General features: G+C 47.0%; 12 protein-coding genes. 7 read left to right on the top strand and 5 right to left on the bottom strand.

Translation table 11 applies throughout. The features are described 5' to 3' along the window. The first annotated feature begins 907 nt into the window (after positions 1-907). Positions 908-2,971 carry a serine/threonine-protein kinase gene (locus tag JGK20_RS21550; protein WP_293187182.1) on the top strand — a complete coding sequence of 688 codons (2,064 nt, stop codon included), beginning with the start codon at positions 908-910 and terminating at the stop codon, positions 2,969-2,971. Between the two features lie 146 nt (positions 2,972-3,117). Here JGK20_RS21550 and JGK20_RS21545 read toward each other — a convergent pair whose 3' ends face one another. Both JGK20_RS21545 and JGK20_RS21540 read right to left on the bottom strand, forming a co-directional pair. Then, the gene (locus JGK20_RS21545) at positions 3,118-4,776 is read right to left on the bottom strand and encodes a calcium-binding protein (RefSeq protein WP_293216490.1); all 1,659 of its coding nucleotides are present in this window, start codon (positions 4,774-4,776) and stop codon (positions 3,118-3,120) included. 52 nt (positions 4,777-4,828) lie between these two features. After that, the gene (locus JGK20_RS21540) at positions 4,829-5,467 is read right to left on the bottom strand and encodes a transaldolase family protein (RefSeq protein ID WP_293232081.1); all 639 of its coding nucleotides are present in this window, start codon (positions 5,465-5,467) and stop codon (positions 4,829-4,831) included. A gap of 634 nt (positions 5,468-6,101) precedes the next feature. Between JGK20_RS21540 and JGK20_RS21535 the strand changes: the two genes are divergently transcribed. Continuing rightward, the gene (locus tag JGK20_RS21535) at positions 6,102-6,329 is read left to right on the top strand and encodes a hypothetical protein (RefSeq protein ID WP_293174374.1); all 228 of its coding nucleotides are present in this window, start codon (positions 6,102-6,104) and stop codon (positions 6,327-6,329) included. 365 nt (positions 6,330-6,694) lie between these two features. Here the strand turns inward: JGK20_RS21535 and JGK20_RS21530 are convergent, their stop codons facing one another. After that, a complete protein-coding gene (locus tag JGK20_RS21530; RefSeq protein WP_293174371.1) occupies positions 6,695-7,858 on the bottom strand; it encodes a quinone-dependent dihydroorotate dehydrogenase in 1,164 nt (387 codons plus the stop codon). A gap of 342 nt (positions 7,859-8,200) precedes the next feature. Here JGK20_RS21530 and JGK20_RS21525 point away from each other — a divergent pair, with 342 nt between their 5' ends. Further along, positions 8,201-11,137 carry a GAF domain-containing protein gene (locus JGK20_RS21525; RefSeq protein WP_293232079.1) on the top strand — a complete coding sequence of 979 codons (2,937 nt, stop codon included), beginning with the start codon at positions 8,201-8,203 and terminating at the stop codon, positions 11,135-11,137. 136 nt (positions 11,138-11,273) lie between these two features. Here JGK20_RS21525 and JGK20_RS21520 read toward each other — a convergent pair whose 3' ends face one another. After that, on the bottom strand, positions 11,274-11,732 hold the full coding sequence (locus JGK20_RS21520; RefSeq protein WP_293174365.1) for an ABA4-like family protein: 459 nt from the start codon (positions 11,730-11,732) through the stop codon (positions 11,274-11,276). 250 nt (positions 11,733-11,982) lie between these two features. Here JGK20_RS21520 and JGK20_RS21515 point away from each other — a divergent pair, with 250 nt between their 5' ends. After that, positions 11,983-12,996 carry a leucine-rich repeat domain-containing protein gene (locus JGK20_RS21515; RefSeq protein ID WP_293210366.1) on the top strand — a complete coding sequence of 338 codons (1,014 nt, stop codon included), beginning with the start codon at positions 11,983-11,985 and terminating at the stop codon, positions 12,994-12,996. A gap of 245 nt (positions 12,997-13,241) precedes the next feature. On the opposite strand, the gene JGK20_RS21510 is transcribed toward JGK20_RS21515, so the two are convergent. Further along, entirely contained in the window at positions 13,242-14,741 is a 1,500-nt protein-coding gene (locus JGK20_RS21510) for an NAD(P)/FAD-dependent oxidoreductase (protein WP_293189280.1), read from the bottom strand. Between the two features lie 211 nt (positions 14,742-14,952). On the opposite strand from JGK20_RS21510, the gene JGK20_RS21505 reads away from it, so the two are divergent. The 3 genes from JGK20_RS21505 to JGK20_RS21495 all read left to right on the top strand — a co-directional run. Then, entirely contained in the window at positions 14,953-16,662 is a 1,710-nt protein-coding gene (locus tag JGK20_RS21505; RefSeq protein WP_293223828.1) for a hypothetical protein, read from the top strand. A gap of 115 nt (positions 16,663-16,777) precedes the next feature. Further along, the gene (locus tag JGK20_RS21500; RefSeq protein WP_293210368.1) at positions 16,778-17,773 is read left to right on the top strand and encodes a pentapeptide repeat-containing protein; all 996 of its coding nucleotides are present in this window, start codon (positions 16,778-16,780) and stop codon (positions 17,771-17,773) included. A 187-nt stretch (positions 17,774-17,960) separates the two neighbouring features. Then, positions 17,961-18,639: NACHT domain-containing protein (locus tag JGK20_RS21495; protein ID WP_293232077.1), on the top strand; the 679-nt coding region annotated here is incomplete at its 3' end.

Genomic DNA, 18,639 nt, shown 5'->3' with positions numbered 1-18,639 from the left:
AACGGATAGAATTCCCGATTACTCATCAGTTATGCCGTCATCGGGAAGAGGGAAGAAAGCAGAAGGAAGGAAGATGGAAAAGGCATTAGGCAGATGTTTGTCCCCCACTCTCCCCCTCTCCCACTCTCCCCCTCTCCCCCTCCCCCACTCTCCCCATCCCCTACTCTCTTTTATTTCTTCCTTCCAGAGTGCTCCGGAGCGATCGTACAATGGAAAGCGGAAAACGAGCTAGAGTTCACTCCGCTTGACATTAGCGACGCGAAGGATTTAAATCAAGAGTGCTCATCAGTCTTGTACTGGGTGTGATACGATCGTCGCAGGTTGAAAATTGAGTATAACTAGACAACGTAAAAACTTAACTGGATTGTTGAGTACGCAGTCACACCGATCGGTGTTGCCGTCTAGGAAAACTCGTATTTGAACGAAAACCTGACTAGATCGAGACGATCGAGTACGGTAGGGCATACCGGAATTTACGCTTCAGGAGAAGACACTTTTACTTGACCTGGAGTAATCCAGTCGCAAGCAAGTGACTTCGTTGAACCAAGAATCTCAGTCACCAAGAGTGCTGAGAGTGCCAAAGTAAAACTTGATAGAGGTTAACTTACAGGGCGAAATAGTTATCTAAACTTAGTTAAAGCTCGCTGGACAAGATAAGTCTAGAAAGGCTATGATATCTGCAATGCCGAAAACCAAGGCTCAATTATCCGGTTTGTAAACCGCAGTTATGTCTGTACTAGCCAGCCTGTTAAGGTCGAGAAGGAAGTCCACAACTCGTTAAAAGCCGACTCCCTTGGGTGAAGCAGGAAGCAGACCCTTCAAGAGCAATCTTGATTGAATAGTGAGACTTGAGAAAGTTTAGCTAAGTTTTGTGTAGCAGCAACCTCAATCAGGGTTATGTGGCTTCGTGAGTTATTGCCTCAATCCCAAATGCCCGAATCCCTCCGATCCAGCCAACTCTGGTAAATCCGCGTGCATCCACTGCGGGTCTGAACTTTTGTTGCAAGGTAGATATCGGCTAGTCGCGCCTCTCGGAGGCGGTGGCTTTGGCAGAACATTTGAAGTGGACGACAACGGCGCCCGAAGAGTGCTCAAAGTCCTGCTGAAAGAACATCCCAAAGCTGTAGAACTGTTTAAGCAAGAAGCCGACGTATTGGTCAGGCTGAGACATCCAGGTATTCCAAAGGTCGATCGCGACGGTTATTTTACATTTTCGCCAGCTCACAGCACAGAGTCTTTTCACTGTCTGGTGATGGAGAAAATTGCTGGGGCCAATTTGCAAGACTGGCTGAAACATCGGGGCCGCCCGATCAGTCAAGAACAAGCTCTGAACTGGCTCAAACAACTGTCGGAAATTTTAGACCAAGTTCACCGACTCAACTATTTTCATCGGGATATCAAGCCGCACAATATTATGTGCAAGCCGAACGGGCAGCTAGTGCTCATTGACTTCGGGACTGCTCGGGAAGTGTCGGCGACTTATTTCGCTAAGGTGGGCCAGGGGCAAAATGTCACTGGTATTGTTTCCCCTGGCTATACCCCGCCCGAACAAACTAATGGCAAGGCTGTTCCGCAGTCGGATTTTTTTGCTCTGGGGCGCACTTTTGTTTATTTGTTGACTGGGAAGCCACCGACTGCGTTCCCAGAGAACCCCCGCACGGGCAGATTAATGTGGCGCAAAGGAGCTCCTCAGGTTTCCGACCCCTTGGCTAATGTCATCGATTACCTGATGGCGCCTTTTCCCGGAAATCGACCTCAAAGTCCGCAGATGGTTTTGCAGTGCTTGGAGGAAATTAATCTTGACGGTGCGGAAACTCAGTTACCAACTCAGTTGCCGACGACGGGACAAACTAAAATTCGCGGAACTTCCGGGGTGTCTGGGGCGACGAAGCAGACTTCCATCAACCGCCTCAAACCTCTGAATTCTGGTGGCTTGAACCAGTCGGAGCAAGAGGTTTTAGATTGGAAAAAGAAGTTGGTGGCGGGCGCTGCTGTTTTGATGCTGGGTATTGGCGCGTCTCAAATTTATGGTTCGATGCGTTACGGGGTGTTTCCGGCAAATCCGTTGTGGCTGCTTTCTAGTTTGCCTAGCAGTCAGTTTTTGCAAAGAAGTTTGGATAATGTCGGAAGTGTAAATGCGATCGCCCTGTCGCCGGACGGTCAAACTTTGGTCAGCGCCAGCTTTGGGACGATTAGAATTTGGAATCTGAAGACGGGACGCCTGGTGCGGACTCTGAATCCGGTGCATTCTAAAAAATCGGTTAGCACGCTAGCGGTGAGCCCGGACAATTCGACTTTGGCCAGCGGCGGCAATGACAATAATGTGATTTTGTGGGATTTGAAGACGGGGCGGCGGGTGCGGACAATTCCTGCTCACAAAGCCCCTGTCAACGCGATCGCCTTCAGCAGCGACGGTCAAAATCTGGCTAGCGGGAGCGATGACAAAACTGTTCGCTTGTGGAATGTCAGAACCGGCAGCAGGTTGCTGACTTTGACCGGTCACACCGGAGGAGTAAACGCGATCGCTTTGAGCCGGGACGGTCAAACTCTCGCTAGTGGCAGTGAGGACAAGACTGTGCGTTTGTGGAATCTTGACACCGGAGAAGTCAGAAGAATTATCACTGGCCACGGGGGCGCGGTTAATGCTGTGGCTTTTAGCCCGAACGGTCAAGTTGTGGCTAGCGCTAGCAGCGACAATACGATCCGTCTGTCGAACGTGCAAGACGGGAAGCGCACTCGCACTTTTAAAGGCCATTCGAGCTGGGTGAGGACGATCGCTTTTAGTCCCGATAGTCGCACTTTGATCAGCGGGGGCGGAGATATTATAGTGTGGGATTTGAAGACGGGGAAAGAAAGAAACACTCTTTCTGGTCACGGCCAGTTTGTGAATTCTGTGGCTGTTGCCAGAGATAGCAAGACTTTGGTGAGCGGCAGTCCCGATCGCACGATTAAGATTTGGCGAATGCCTTAGTCAGTTGTTATTGGTTATTAGTTATTGGTTATTAGTTATTTGTGATTAGAAGAGTGCAAATAACTAATAATCAAGTAGCAATTATATCATCTCTGGTGAATTAACCATCATATAATTGAAGGGTATTTTCAGCTTTTCCCCTATCTTTAAACAGAGAAGAAATCTTCAGTGCCGATGAAATTGGGAGGAACGCCTGTCAAAAATGCTAAAACTTCACCGCTGCTGGCTACTCCAATTAATGTGCCGTTCATTCCAGCAGAAATTGATAGTTGTCCGAAGGTCAAACCATTAATTAATTGAATGGTATCTTGGCCGTTGGCAAAATCAGAGATGGTATCAATTCCCAACCCCGTACCTAAAACAAATACATCGTTGCCCAAGCCGCCGACGAGATTATCGTTGCCCAAACCGCCGTTGAGGGTGTCAAAACCTTTGCCGCCAGACAGGATATCGTTGCCGTCGCCGCCATTTAAGACATCATTAGCCCGCAAACCGGTCAGCACGTCATCACCTTCCAAACCGTTGATGATATCGTTGCCACTTGTGCCAGTCAGGTTGTCGTTGCCGAGAGTGCCGTTGATGACGTTTGGAGTGCTGCTGGTGTCAGCAACAAAAATGTCGTCTGTATTGTTAGTATCCCCCGGCACTACGTTGGAGGGAGATGCATAAAACGCCACAAACCGCCCGTCGGCTGAGATGGAGGGATTACCTCCCTCCTCCGGATAGCCTGCTGAGTCAAAAGAGACGTTGGTGGTGGTATTGGTGAGCGTGTCCCGCACGAAGATGTCGAAGGTCTTGGTACCCACTATGTTGAAGACACCAGATTCAAACGCCACAAACCGCCCGTCGGCTGAGGTGGAGGGGTTGTCGGAGCGAAAGTTCCTCTGATTGCCTGCTGAATCTACAGAGACGCGGGTGGTGGTATTGGTGAGCGTGTCCCGCACGAAGATGTCTCCGCTACTGTTAGTATCCCCCGGCACGAGGTTGGAGGTAAAAGACTCAAACGCCACAAACCTCCCGTCGGGTGAGATGGAGGGGGTTTGGGAGACACTGTTCCCCTGATTGCCTGCTGAGTCTACAGAGACGCGGGTGGTGGTATTGGTGAGCCTGTCCCGCACAAAGATGTCTGTGTAACCGTTGGTATCCCCCGGCACGAGGTTGGAGGCACTAGAATCAAACGCCACAAACCGTCCGTCGGCTGAGATGGAGGGGAAGTTGAAGAAGCTCCTACTACCATACTGCTGATTGCCTGCTGAGTCTACAGAGACGCGGGTGGTGGTATTGGTGAGCGTGTCCCGCACAAAGATGTCTCCGCTACTGTTAGTATCCCCCGGCACGAGGTTGGAGGCATCAGAATAAAACGCCACAAACCGCCCGTCGGCTGAGATGGAGGGGCGGCCGGAGGCATCGTTCGCCTGATTGCCTGCTGAGTCTACTGACACGCGGGTGGTGGTATTGGTGAGCGTGTCCCGCACGAAGATGTCGTCTGTATTGTTAGTATCCCCCGGCACGAGGTTGGAGGCAGCAGAAGAAAACGTCACAAACCGCCCGTCGGCTGAGATGGAGGGGCGGCGGGAGTTACGGTTCCCCTGATTGCCTGCTGAGTCTACAGAGACGTTGGTGGTGGTATTGGTGAGCGTGTCCCGCACGAAGATGTTGTTGTTATTGTTAGTATCCCCCGGCACGAGGTTGGAGGCAGCAGAAGTAAACGCCACAAACCGACCATTGGCTGAGATGGAGGGGCTGTAGGAGTCATTGTTCGCTTGATTGCCTGCTGAGTCTACAGAAACGCGAGTAATTGTCATAAGCCCTCACATTTAAAAGTACAAGTTTGGATTTGCCCTTTATCTACATGAGCTAATAACTAATTCCTCGCCCGTTTTTGGCAAATTCATCAACTGTTTGCTGGGACAATTCGTGAACGGCCATTGCTTGCAATACGTCCAAAGGTAATGTCAAATGATGAGCGCCGGCTAATAAAGTCTTTACCGCTTCTTCCGGCGATTTAATGCTGGCTGCCAAAATCTCTGTATTCGTTCTCTGCAAAACATTTGCCATATCCCGCACTAAAGCAAAACCGTCTCCCAACAATCGGGTGGCACGATTCACGTAGGCGATCGCATATTTGGCGCCGGCTTCTGTGGCAACAACGGCCTGGGCTGCACTGTAAATAGCCGTCACTGCACAAGGAATTTCCGGCGACAAATGGGCTACTGCTTGGAAGCCCGCCGCCGTTGCTGGAACTTTCAAAACTGTCTGTTGTCCAATTAATCCAAAAGCTGCCTTTCCTTCTACTACCATGCCATCAAAATCAGATGCTGTTAGCTGATAATAGACTTCCCCGGAAATCAGTTGTGCCAGTTGTTTTAGTGTCTCTTCAGGAGATAGCTCGCTTTTTGCCAAAAGTGTGGGATTAGTAGTAATTCCCGCTATCCACCCGAACTTGCTCGCCCGTATGGCTTCCGCTACAATTGCTGTATCAACATAAATCGCCATCGGCTCTACACCTTCAGTTTCTTAATATTTTCCAGACCCTTGCTTTCAGCTTGAGAGCGATCGCAGTCAAATTAATTGTTAAGCTTTAACCATATCAGAATTTCGGAAATATTACTGTTAAGTAAATATAACAATTCAGTGATGTGCATCACTGGCAGTGTGTGAGTTAGGAATGCTTCAACAGTTGACAGTTGACAGTTGACAGTTGACAGTTTAAGAGCGACCTCTACCTAGAAGGAAGAGGATTGGAGTAATGAATAGCGTGATTTTAATTTCTCCCGGGCGGGCGGGCTTTCAACCAATTCTGTCTGGTAATATCGTGCCTGCGGTCACGAGCGCAATGAAATTAGTTTGTATGGAGGACTCGCATTCCTCACTCAAAACCGGATCGCGGTTATTTTATCGGAAAATACGAGGTATTAATTCAACAGGACTTACCCAAAAAGAATGGGTTTCTGAGGGAAAGTGCATAAGTGCTGTTGAAGATATCTGATAACTGAACTCAAAACTTTCAAGTCTCTTGGTAACTGCGATTCTCGGGGACTGAAAAATTTACTTCCCAAATCCCGGATACAGATAAGTTGTATTTGTAGTCATGGTTATGTATCTAATCACTCAAGGAGGTGACTCAGAAATGACTGAAAAAGAAAATCAGCACCCACAAATCAGATTTGAGGCGTCTTCTGAACCAGCCCAATCGCAAAAAGCACCAGCAACCGCTGACGAATTTTCGGCAAATGTTCAGTCTGAAAATGCGTTTCAACTTATTCAAAATATCCAACAAGACAATTTAAAAGCTCTAGAACGTTTCTTGATGGCGAGCATAGATTGGAAGATTTCAGAATTTTCTAAACGCAAGTAATTTAGGGAGCGCTACCGCAACTGGCGAGTTCTGAGTTGTGAGTTGCGTTGGCAATTTTGTTTGACTCAAAACTGACAACTCTTGAACTTAAATAATTTGCTGTTCTTGATAAACAACCCCGTTTGTAGTGAGGACTTTAGTCCTATTTTTAAGGGCTAAAATCTTGAACGCAGCGCTCATAACTTTTATTTTATTACTCTTGAAAAAGTGCTTGGATAAGCTGCTATTTTGGTGTCAGATTATTATGTAAGCATTTTTTTTAAGTGCTGTACTCAGATCCAGGTATGTAGTTGCGCTTCAGCGCTCTTTCTTTATATCTATGAAAGAGCGCTGAAGCGCAACTACGTACCTTGAAAAATGTTCGACTATTTAATATTTTCCGAACCAACGGCCTCTGAAATTGAATTAAATCCTTTTTCTTCTAACTTTTGCAGCAAGCCTGCCAAAATTCGGCGTACCATCCAAGGCCCTTCGTAAACCCAACCTGTGTAAACTTGAATTAAACTCGCACCGGCGGCAATTTTTTCCCAAGCATCTTCGGCGGTGAAAATGCCACCTACTCCAATTATTGGTAATTCGCCTTTGGTATATTGCCAGATAAATCTGATTACTTCTGTCGATCGCACTTGCACTGGTATTCCGCTAATTCCGCCCGCTTCTTCGGCGATGGGTTTGCCTGTTTCTGGCAAGATTTGGGTTTTCAATCCGTCGCGGCGGATCGTGGTGTTGGTGGCGATAATTCCTGCTAGTTGGTAGGTTTTTGCTAAGTCGAGGATGGATGCGATCGCCTCTGGTTCCAAATCCGGCGCAATCTTGACTAAAATTGGCTTGATTCCCCGATTTTCTTGTTGCAAAGTTTCCAAAATTGTGCTAAGCCCAGCAGCATCTTGGAGCGATCGCAATCCAGGCGTATTGGGAGAGGAAACGTTGACTACAAAATAGTCGCCCCAATCTTTGAGCAGCTTAAAACTCTCCAAATAATCGGCTGCGGCCAGCTCTAACGGTGTTACCTTAGATTTACCAAGATTGATGCCCAAGGGGAAAGGAGGCTCAGGCATGGGGCGCGAGCCGTCTAATTTTAACTTTTTCTGTGCTTCCTGAAACCGGGCTGCCATTGCCGCGGCTCCTTGATTGTTAAATCCCATGCGGTTGAGGGCTGCACTGTCAGCAGACAAGCGAAACAACCGAGGTTGGGGATTTCCCGGCTGCGCTTGGGAGGTGACTGTACCGAGTTCGGCAAAGCCAAAGCCAAAATTTGCCCAAATGTCCGCAGCTACGCCATTTTTATCAAATCCTGCGGCTAAGCCGACAGGATTTTTAAAGCTCAGTCCCCACTTCGATTGTTCGAGGCGAGAATCTTGGACTCCCAAAGATTTCTGCAATCGAGAGAGCATTTGACTGGTGGCAGGATTAGACTGGGTTCGGGCTGCTATTTCTAGAACTTGAAGAGTGCGGTTGTGCAGCCACTCGGCATCGGTTTTCAATACTGAAAACAACAGCGGGCGCACACCTAATTGATAAATATCCAATGACTTGTCCTGGGGCTATTGACAAATGAGAAATCAGAAGGGAAATAAAAATAGTCAGCAGGAGACTGGAAAGGGGGAGCATCTCAGTTTTGCCTTGATAGTGCTGTCCCCGCTCGCTTGCGGTTATAACCAAGCGAGCCGGGACAGCACTATATATATACAATAAAATGCTTTTTATAAAAATGAGCTGCTCCCCTGGGAAGGTGAGATTTTTACTTTTACTGCGATCGACCGGATCGACATTTTAGATTGAAGCATAATTTAGACGACTATATTATAGGTTGATTCTTTTCCATTTTAAATTTTGAAATTTTTAAGTTTGTAAGTTGAAATTGGACAAAGGTGTGGGGAATCTGGGACATGGGGCAGGAGCAAAGAGCGAAGGATTTAGACGAACAAATCGCGGGGCTGGAGCGCGTGCTCCAGACTCTCCGAGAAGAGGAGAATGTGGAAGTGCTGCTGGAGACGGCACTCGGTTACTTGCAAGCGGAATTTGACTGGCGGTTGATTTGGATCGGGTTGTACGATCGACAGGCGCACCGATTGTTAGGGAAAGGCGGCATGACTCCTAACGGTGACTTGTCTTTTCTCAAACAGCGGTTTTCCCTGACTCCGGGGGATTTGCTGGAACAAGTGGTGATTCAGCTCCGGCCCGTGGGAGTCCCGGATTTGCGATCGGAAAACAGGGCCGGAGAATGGCGCAAAGCGGCTCAAACTTACAATATTCAAGGCACGACTCTGTTTCCGTTGCGCTACAAAGACCGCTGCTACGGTGTGATTCTGCTGGGGACAGACGTGTGGGGTTCTGCGCCAAATTCGGCAGAAAAAACGCAGTTGGCGATCGTATTTGGAGCACTGGCAACTGCTCTTTATCAAATAGAAAAAGATTGGCAGCGACAACAGGTCAAACGCCCGGATGAGTCTCTGTTAGCACTGATTTCGCAGTTGCGGGAATTGCGATCGCTCGACCAATATTTGCAAGCGGTAGTCGAACAAGCCCATGAATTTATTGAGCCGACGCGCACTAATGTTTATTGGTTCGAGCGAGAGCGGCGCTATTTTTGGCGCCGAGTTAGCAACCGCCAAATTGCTCCTGGTTTGGGCCAGATCCGACCGGCTTCGGGCATTACTGTGCAAGACTTGGGCGAATTTTATCAGGCTTTAGCGGCCCAACAAATAGTTTGGATCGGTGAATCTCACAGTTCTCTGAAAACTGAGCTGACGGGGCGGTTGATGCAGCAAATTCGCGCTCGCTCTCTGTTGGCGGCGCCGATTGTTTTGGAAGGGGAATTGTTGGGATTTTTGGCAGTGGAAGCTGGCGAGCCGCGGATTTGGCAAGACAATGAAAAACAGTACCTGCGGGGAGCGGCGCAATTAGTGGCTCTGACGGCTCCTCTGTCGGAAATGGAGGAGAGGATTGAGCAAACACAGCTCGATCGAGATTTAACTGCCGGCATCGCTCGCGCCATCTACAGCGATGCTGACTGGGAGGCGACTTTGAAAAATACGGCGGAGCAGTTGTGCTCTCGGCTCAAGTGCGAATACTTTTTGCTGTTGTTGTACAGGGAAGAACAAAATCGCTTTGAAATTGTCTCCCAAAATCTGCCCCGCAACCGCAGACAAGTACCGTCGCCACTCAACGCCCTTGATGTGGCTGATGTGGGGCTGGTGCAAGAAAGCGCGGAACCTCTGGCGATCGAAAATTGGGAGGAAGACGGGCGGTTGGGCGCTTGGCGGGAAGTGCTGGCGGAAGCGGGGGTGCGATCGCTTTTGGCATCGAGCACTCGCACAAAACAGTCCGAGGGAGAAAACCCCAGTCGAAAATCGAAAATCGAAAATCGAAAATCGATCGAGGGTTTGCTGGTTGTCGGGCACAGCGCAACTCGCACTTGGAGGCGATCGGAGCGAGAATTAGTTCGAGTAGTCAGCCAACAGTTAGGATTGATTCTGCACTCCTGGCAGCAGAGTTCGGAAATTGACAAATATCAGGAATTTGAGCGATCGATCAAATCGGGTTTGGCGCTGTTGCAGCATTCGGGCGAGCCACAATCTCCACAACAGAAATCTGTTGCTTCGCCGAATATGTTCCCAGAGTTGCCGCTGCAAAAGCTCGATCGTCATTTTGCCGAACACGTTTCCCAGACAATTGCCTGTCCTTTAGTGGCAGTAATTACTTGGAATCCAGGCTACGAGGCAGCTTCAATCTCCGCCGCAGTAGCTGCCAATCCCGTATTTGCCCTGAATCCCGAGGCGCTGATTCCTGTCCAAACAGACGCTTTGATCCAACAAACCCTGGCGGCAGGAGGCGTGCTGCAACAGAGTATGAGCCAAGTGCTGCTGGCGACAAAGCGGTGGCTGCGGAGTCCAGGAATTGGCGAAATTATGACAGTGGCGCTGCGGAGTGCCCCAGAACACGCTCCCTTGGGCATTGTGGTGGTGGCGGACGCTCCGGGCCGCCAGTGGTCGGAGTTGTCGGTGAATTTGCTGAGTTCGATGGCATCTCAGTTGGCTTGGCGGCGCAGGTATGTGGCAGTGCAATCGGCGCAGGAGTCGCAGCGATTGGATCTGGAGATGCTCAACTGGTACAAGCAGCGCCGTTTCGAGGATTTTTACCGCACTGTGGCAGCGGGCCTCAAGGAGTTGGGAGAGTTGAGCCAGTCGATTTTGCAGTCGGCGAAGGAACAAAAAGATGCTCTGAAAACCTTGCGCTACCAACAGGTTTTGCGGCAAATTGGCAATGCTTTGGGGTCAATTCATTTGGTGCTGAAACAGGAACAGTGGCGGCCGCAATTCGGACAAGATGCGGTTCCTGTGAGCGCTTGGCTGAGGCGATCGCTCGATCGCACGGCCCCCCTGGTCAAACAGTCGGGAATCTTGCTGGAAGTGAACAGAGAGACCGCTGTGTCGCTGCCTGCGGGTAAGACTTTGGGAGTTCGCGGAGATAGCATCAAGCTGGATTTGATCCTGTGCGAGTTGCTGGCGATGGCTTGCAGGCGTTCTGGAGCTGGCGATAAGATTGAGATTCGCTCTCAACTTTTGGGGGAAGAATGGCTAGAATTATCTGTGATTGATAGTGGCGAGTGCGATCGAAAGTTACTTGCCGGCTTCAACGGCGGTTTCCACGGCGATATATTGGCCGTTACGTCAAATAGGTCGATCGGGCAAAATCTCTTAATTTGTCAGCGAGCAGTACGCTTAATGGGGGGGGACTTTTCCTTAGAAATATTAGAAAATAACTTAATTGTCGCCCGTTTAGTCCTGCCCCTAGCAGGTTCGTAGTGAGGACTTCAGTCCTTCTTACAGGTTAGTAGTGAGGACTTCAGTCCGCATCCATAAATCTCAACTTAAATCCTCATCACTAAAACCTGCATCAACAAATGGATGATTAACATCCAAACTATTGAAAACCCTCTGCTTAAACCGAAGGACTAGCAGTTTCCACCACATCAGAACTAGGGAAAAACTTGTCAGTAATCCAAGCAGTTAAAATATGAGAAAGCAATCCCATCGGCCCAGCAAACAAACACAAAGCCAAAGAATGAACAGTCCAAACACCCGTCCGTTGTCCTTCCAAATAAATCCAGCGTCCCACAAACAAATCCATCACTAAAAAATGAATCCATCCCGTAGCAGCAGCCGTTTCCTCCCCCAGAAACTTAGCAATATCTGCCAACTTAGGATTGGACAAAGCAGCCGCATTTTCTGGAGTCAGACTGCTACCAAACAAATATATGTACAAGACGGCGAGCACGGCAAACGGAATAAAGGAATTCATCACTTTGCGGGTGATTCCCCAGTTGGGCAATAAAATCATAATTGCCCAGAAAGGCAAAACGAAGACATTACCTACATCGAAAATTAGTTCTGGCGTCATAGTCGGCTGTTGGCTCCTGTAAATGAATGCAATAAACGATGTTAAGATTACTTTACACAATTTTTGCTAACATTTCTCAAAATCCGCAAAAATCCGATTCACAAATTAGACATAATTGCTAGATTTACGGGAAATGTAAGATTTACACGTGCAGGTACAGGTATGTAGTTGCGCTTGAGCGCTCTTTCATATAATAAAGAAAGAGCGCTGAAGCGCAACTACGTACCTTAAGAACTAACAGGTAAAACCTATGACAACAAATTATAATAACTTTCCCGATTGGTGTAAGCACAAAGATAATCTCTCTCCCGGCGCGAAACATACCGTAGAAATACTGTTGCAAATATCAGATACTACCGAGTGCGATCGAGCTAACGAAGTGCTTGCTAATACAACAGAAATAAATCTTAAACTTGCTCAACTTACCGATATCAGTCCCCTGTCATCTTTCACTCAACTTACTAATCTAAATCTTAGTAGCAATCAAATATCTGACCTCGCTCCCCTGAAATCTTTAACCAACCTGAAAACTCTGATAATAGATGTCAATCAAATATCAGACATCAGTCCGCTTTTATCTCTAACAAATCTGACTAAACTCGTTCTCGATACCAATCAAATATCAGACATCAGTCCCCTGGCGCGTCTAACTAATCTTGTCGAACTTGTCTTGTTTGATAACAAAATTTCTGACATCAGTCCCGTGAAAACTTTAACCAACTTAAAGGCGCTGATTCTGTACAAAAATCAAATATCAGATATCGCTCCTCTGTCAAATTTAACTGAACTTCAGACACTCTACCTTTACAAAAATCAAATATCGGATATCAGTCCGCTGGCTGCTTTGAAAAATCTCACTACGCTGTTTCTATTCGAGAATCAAATATCGGACTTAACTCCGCTGAAAGCTTTGACTAAATTAAATAAACTGGTTTTGTTTGAAAATAAAATATCTGATGTTAGTCCTTTGGCAGGTTTGACTAATTTAGTTGAGCTGAACCTTGGCAACAATCAAATTTCAGACATTACTCCGCTGAAATCATTAACTAATTTGACTCAACTTTATTTGTTCAATAATCCGATTGCTGATATCAGCGCGGTGCAAGCTTTGAATAATTTGTTTGTACTCGACTTGTACAACAATCAAATTTCCGATATCAGTCCACTGCAATCTTTGCAAAAGCTAACGACGCTTGACTTGCGCGGAAATTCGATTGTAAATAAGATTTGCCCGGTGACTCCTGAATCAATCTGTCGGTTTTAATTGTTAAGGCGGTGGCGAAATCTGGGTGGGTATGATAAGCTATCGAACGTCGGTATCAGGAGAAAGTTATGAGCGGACATGATGCTTTGATGTTAGGAATGCTGCTGTTGCCCGGTTTGGCTTTGTCGATCGCAGTTATGGGCGCTTTTGCCGCTGGTGGATAAAGTGTTCGTAGTGAGAACTTTAGTCCTATTTAAAATTATAAGAGGACTAAAGTCCTTACTACGAACCTGTGGCGGCTGGGTTTACAAAAATTGTGCTGTGATGTCGGAATTGACTAGGGTATTCGCGCACAAAATACCCGATGCTGCGACGGCGGGAACCCCGATTCCGGGCATGGTGCTGTCTCCCACCCGATATAAGCCTTTGACTGGTGTTTGCGGCCCCGGAAATGTGCCTTTTCCAGCGGCGATTGCAGGCCCGTAGGTTCCTTGATAGCGGTGCAAAAATCGGGCGTGGGTTAGCGGTGTGCCGATCGACTCCAGGACTATTCGCGATCGCAAATCCGGTATAATTTTTTCTAAAGCTTTGAACAGAGATTGCGATCGCTCTTGTTTCCTTTCCTGATAACCGCCGCCATACTCCCAGCCTGCGTAAGGTTCCAATGTATAGGCGTGAATCGCGTGATGTCCCGGCGGTGCAAGAGTTGCATCCCACACAGTCGGAATCGAAATCATGCAGGTATTTCCGGGTACTGTAATGTCAACCTTGCTGTCATGAACGACGACGTGGTGGCCGGTCAAGCCTTCGATTCCTTCGGCTTTAATGCCTAAATGCAGGTGCATGAAACTGTCTACGGCGGGCATCGATAAGGCAGTTTTTCGGTAACTTTCCGGCAAATCTTCAGGGCGCAGTAATTTTGTATAAGTATCCCAAACTGTAGCATTTGAAATCACAATTGGGGCGCGGATAATTTCGCCATTTTGCAAGCGAACTCCCGTAGTTTTACCAGATTCAACTAATATTTGCTCGACTGGTGTTCCCAATCGCAATTTTCCACCCCAGCGCTGCAAGCCTCGAACTAAAGCATCGACGATCGCACCGCTGCCACCTACAGGATACTCGATCGCCGATCGCGATCGTTCGCCAATCATAAAAGCGATCTCTGGCGCGACGGTTCCATGCGCTTTCAAGCCCGATAGCAAGAAGCACTCCAAATCGATCAAACGCCTCACCCAAGGATCTTGCACGTCCCTATCCATTAATGTACCAGCCGAACTGGCGATCGCACCTAATGACGGCAAAAGCTTCAGCAAAGCAGGCGAGTAGCGAGACAGCAACACGGGTATCAACTGCCAGTCGGATCTCAGTGCTAAAGCCGGAATTCCCCGCAAACCTTCATACAAAACTAATAAATTTTGTTGAAATTGCTGCAATTCTATAGCGCCTTGCGGTGCGAATTTAGCTACAGCATCTAAGTAATTTCTCGCATCAGCATAAACTGGCAAACTTCCCTCAGGAAAATGGTAATGCCCCAGGGGATCGTAGGCAATAGCTGCGATCGATTCCTCCAAAATATTCAAGACTTGCCGCAAAGGATTCAGCGACTGGGGGTCACTCAAACCGCAATAAAAAGAAGGCCCCGAATCAAAATGAAATCCCCGGCGCGAAAAGCTGTGAGCAGCCCCCCCCGCTATGGTGTGGCTCTCGCAGACGAGTACCCCTTTGCCGTAGCGAGCCAGCATCGCACCCGCCACTAAGCCGCCAATACCGCTGCCAATTACGATCGCATCAAAGTCTTGCATTTATCAAATGTGGTATGATTTTATTATTTATCGCTGACTCTTGACTCGCCCAAAAACGGGTACAAGTCCCCGACTTAAGTCGTGGAGATACTAAGATTTTACACTCCTGTTCGGGTTCCTTTGATTCAATGTGAGAGTAAATCTAAAATCTAAAATCTAAAATCTAAAATCTAAAATCGACTAATAGGGTATTTTTTGGGAGAGGAAAACTATGCAATCTTTATCTATTTTAGATGAAGTTGTTCGCGAATTTGAACAAGATCTCAATCTTTCGCGCATTAAAAAAATCATATTTTTTGCTTGTAAAGAAAGTTGGGAAAACGATCCGGCAAAACTCGCCAGCGCAGATGTAGGAAAGTTGATCGAAGAAATCTGTGCTAAATACAGCAGGTTAGAAGATATTGAAACAGTTTTAAACAATATCGTTGCCAAGGTTAACAAAAAAACCGAGTACGCCTTAGTCGCAGATAAAATCGTCTGCCAACTGAGCAGGCTTTACGAGTACCAAGATTTTACCAAATTAGAAACAAATATATCTAATTTTGGTGGTCACGAAGCACCTGCATTTGATGACCACTTCAATTCGCAACTGCCCGCAGGAGAGTCGCTAGAAAGAGACGCCGGAAATTTGTTTGATGTCCGACAAAAAATTGTACAGCAAACCAATCCGCTGAGAGCAAAAATCCTCATTTTTTCTACTCTTTATCACGACTTCACTTTTAGCGAGCGCGATTGGCTGCTGCTTAAAACCCAAGAACTTGACAAGCTGCTGCGACAACTATTTAATGTCTGTGGCAGCCTGGCCGAACTCGAATCTAATTTGTACGGAACTGCGGGCAAACTCGACAACACCGACGAATGCGACCAAGCAGCTAGCGTGATCATCAAAGCAATGAATCCTTGTTACGCAAAATTGCAACAGGAAGAACGCGATATAGCCGAAGATTCGGTTAGCGAAGATTCGTCTACCGAAGACTACGATCAGACGCATTTAAACAACAGTTTTTATGAAGATATTGTCCCGGTTGACAGGCGCAACGAATATTTTGAACCTGGGGATATTACTCAGATCATTCAAGCTGCTCCGGCTCACTATCATTATGACCCCCAGAAGAGTTACTTAGTGCCTGCTCCGGTAGAAAATATACAGTTTAAAGACTCAAAAACCAGCAGCAATAATCCCACTGCTGATGTCAGACAGGAATTGGTAGAAACAGACGAAGTTGCAGAAATGCCGACCATTGTCGAAAGTGTAGAACCAGCCGCTCCTGTTACTATCAATATTACCGATTCCATCAAACGCAAGTTGGGATTGGAAGAGGAAATGAAAGGCTTAGTCAGCCAAAGTGCTAACTTCACAACGGCGCAAATAGAACAAATATTCAGCGACTTAGAAGCTGCTATGAACGGAAAATTTTCTACAGAAAGTGCCGAGGAGCGTTTGTATTGGAAATATAAAAATCTCAGAAATTATGTAGCAAAAGTTCAGGGATTTACTGACAAATTAATGGAAATGCTGAGCGAAGTTGAGTCAAAAGAAAGCGGGGGTTCTCCTGCTGAAATCCAGGAGAATATTGCCGAAAATAGTTCAGCAACAGAGCCACAAAACTCTAGCCACAAACCAAATCAGTATCAGCTTGTGGAAATGGCAAAACAAGGCAAACCAAAGGCGATCGCCATTTTGATCAATCAATTGCTACAACCCAGGGGAATTACTGCCACAGCGGGATTTAAAGAGGGTTGGCTCCACGTCATTCTGGAGTCTGCCGAAGTCCCAAGCCAACAGGATACAGCTACATACATTTACAAAAAACTGGGTACTTTAAAATCACCATCTCTGACTCATGTAAAAATTCACGGGCGTCAGTTAGGCAACAAAACAGTCGATTGGACTCAAGAATTTGTGAATAAAACTAATTAAATTCCCAGATACAAATTTGGGGTTGCACAAACTTTCGTCCTTCTTTAAGAGACTATAACTACCATCAATCTCTAAATAGCAAGTAGAGTTTCTCAATAATTAACAACAAAACAACATGAATGCTAGCGAAATTTTAAGGCGATATACATCAGGAGAACTTGATTTTCAAGGTATGAATCTGAGAGGCGTTCATCTGAGCGGTGCAGATTTAATTGGCGTCAATTTAAGCAGTGCTGATCTCTGGGGTGCCAACTTAACGATGTCATACCTGAACAGAATTAACCTTCAGCGCGCCAATTTAACTAATGCCAAGTTTTCGGGTGCTAACTTAAATCAGGCAAACTTAAGCGGAGCAAATTTGTCTGATTCCGACTTCCACGGAGCTAGTTTGCAAGGTGTAGATTTTCGCAAAGCCAACATTTCTTTGGCAGTTTTTATCGATGCAAATTTGACTGATGCAGATATGCGAGGCGTCAATTTGCAAGGTGCAGATTTACGCGGTGCTTGCTTGCGTGGTGCGAATTTCCGGAAGGAACAGCGGATTTTTGAGGGTGTAAATTTACGGGGTGCAAATTTGCAAGGTGCAGATTTGCGGGGTGTCAATTTGCTGGGTGCAGATTTGACTAAAGCTAATCTCAGTCAAGCGAATTTGACTGAAGCATCTCTGCGGGAAGCAAATTTGACTCAGGCAAATTTGAACCAAGCTATTTTAGATGGCACATTTTTAACTGAAGCAACTTTGGTAGAAACAAATTTTTCCTGGGCTGTGATGACAAATGCTAAGTTGGAAAGAGCTGTGTTAATTGATGCTGAATTGGCTGGTGCTAATTTGCGCGGTGCGTTTCTTCCTGATGCTAAGTTGAGTAATGCTAATTTGGTGATGGCTGATTTGAGTCGTGCTAATTTGGTACGGGCTGATTTGAGTCGTGCTAATTTTAATCAAGCGAATTTGAGTGAAGCTGATTTGACTGATGCTTATCTAGCTCGAACTGATGTGCGGGATGCTATTTTGCACCGTACAAGTTTGATTAGGGCTGATTTGAGCACGGCTAATTTAGCGGGCGCTCAATTCCGCGGCACGATTATGCCTAATGGAGAATTGCACGGTTAGGAATTGGTAGTTGTTAGGTACGTAGTTGCGCTTGGGCGCTCTTTATTTCTTTATATATGAAAGAGCACAGGAATTAGGTACGTAGTTGCGCTTCAGCGCTCTTTCTTTATATAAGCAAAGAGCGCTGAAGCGCAACTACATACCTGGAAATTCTATAATCAATCTATATTCTAAAATCTACAATCAAATGGCAACACCAGTTGATTTTCCTAAATATCTGCAATCCCTAATTAAGTCCTATGAAAGCCAACCGGATCTCTACACGCTGACAGATTTACAGGTGGAGGTGCGGGTGGAAATTTCACCGGAAGATCGATCGCCCCAAACCCCAAAAAATCAACCAAAAACGAAAATAGTTCGCCTGGAAGTGCTCGCAGGAATCCGCAAATACCTGCGCGACGGAAATGTGCTGTTAGTGGGGAAGCCCGGTTCGGGAAAATCGACGGTTTTGCAGCGTTTTCGGTGGGTATTGGCACTGGAAGCACTCAAGGATTGCGATCGCCCGATTCCGATATTAGTGCAGTTGAGGAGCGATCGCTCGATCGTACAAGCAATCCGTGCCGAATTTCGACAAGCAAAACTCAGGGTTAGCCCGGAAGACGTGGATGATTTACTGCTGGATGGCAAATTGCTGCTGTTGCTGGATGGCGTGAATGAGATGCCATCCAAACAACGGCGGGATGAATTCCAGCTATTTCGCGACGACAATTCCGATACGCCGATGATTTTGACGACGCGGGATTTGGCGCTTGGCGGATCTTTGGGAATTGAGAAACAACTGGAGATGTGCGCGCTGACGAAACCGCAGATGGAAGAGTTTGTGCACAAACATTTGCCACAACATGGGGATTCGCTGCTGCGACAAT

The sequence above is a fragment of the Microcoleus sp. PH2017_05_CCC_O_A genome (assembly GCF_020738785.1).
Lineage (GTDB): Bacteria > Cyanobacteriota > Cyanobacteriia > Cyanobacteriales > Microcoleaceae > Microcoleus.
This window is presented reverse-complemented; position numbering and strand designations above follow the sequence as displayed.

What these genes read in the sequence shown, in the direction of transcription:
- JGK20_RS21545 (WP_293216490.1), bottom strand. Translation starts at nt 4,776, where the DNA reads ATGACAATTACTCGCGTTTCTGTAGACTCAGCAGGCAATCAAGCGAAC.
- JGK20_RS21540 (WP_293232081.1), bottom strand. Translation starts at nt 5,467, where the DNA reads ATGGCGATTTATGTTGATACAGCAATTGTAGCGGAAGCCATACGGGCG.
- JGK20_RS21535 (WP_293174374.1), top strand. Translation starts at nt 6,102, where the DNA reads ATGACTGAAAAAGAAAATCAGCACCCACAAATCAGATTTGAGGCGTCT.
- JGK20_RS21520 (WP_293174365.1), bottom strand. Translation starts at nt 11,732, where the DNA reads ATGACGCCAGAACTAATTTTCGATGTAGGTAATGTCTTCGTTTTGCCT.
- JGK20_RS21515 (WP_293210366.1), top strand. Translation starts at nt 11,983, where the DNA reads ATGACAACAAATTATAATAACTTTCCCGATTGGTGTAAGCACAAAGAT.
- JGK20_RS21510 (WP_293189280.1), bottom strand. Translation starts at nt 14,741, where the DNA reads ATGCAAGACTTTGATGCGATCGTAATTGGCAGCGGTATTGGCGGCTTA.
- JGK20_RS21505 (WP_293223828.1), top strand. Translation starts at nt 14,953, where the DNA reads ATGCAATCTTTATCTATTTTAGATGAAGTTGTTCGCGAATTTGAACAA.
- JGK20_RS21500 (WP_293210368.1), top strand. Translation starts at nt 16,778, where the DNA reads ATGAATGCTAGCGAAATTTTAAGGCGATATACATCAGGAGAACTTGAT.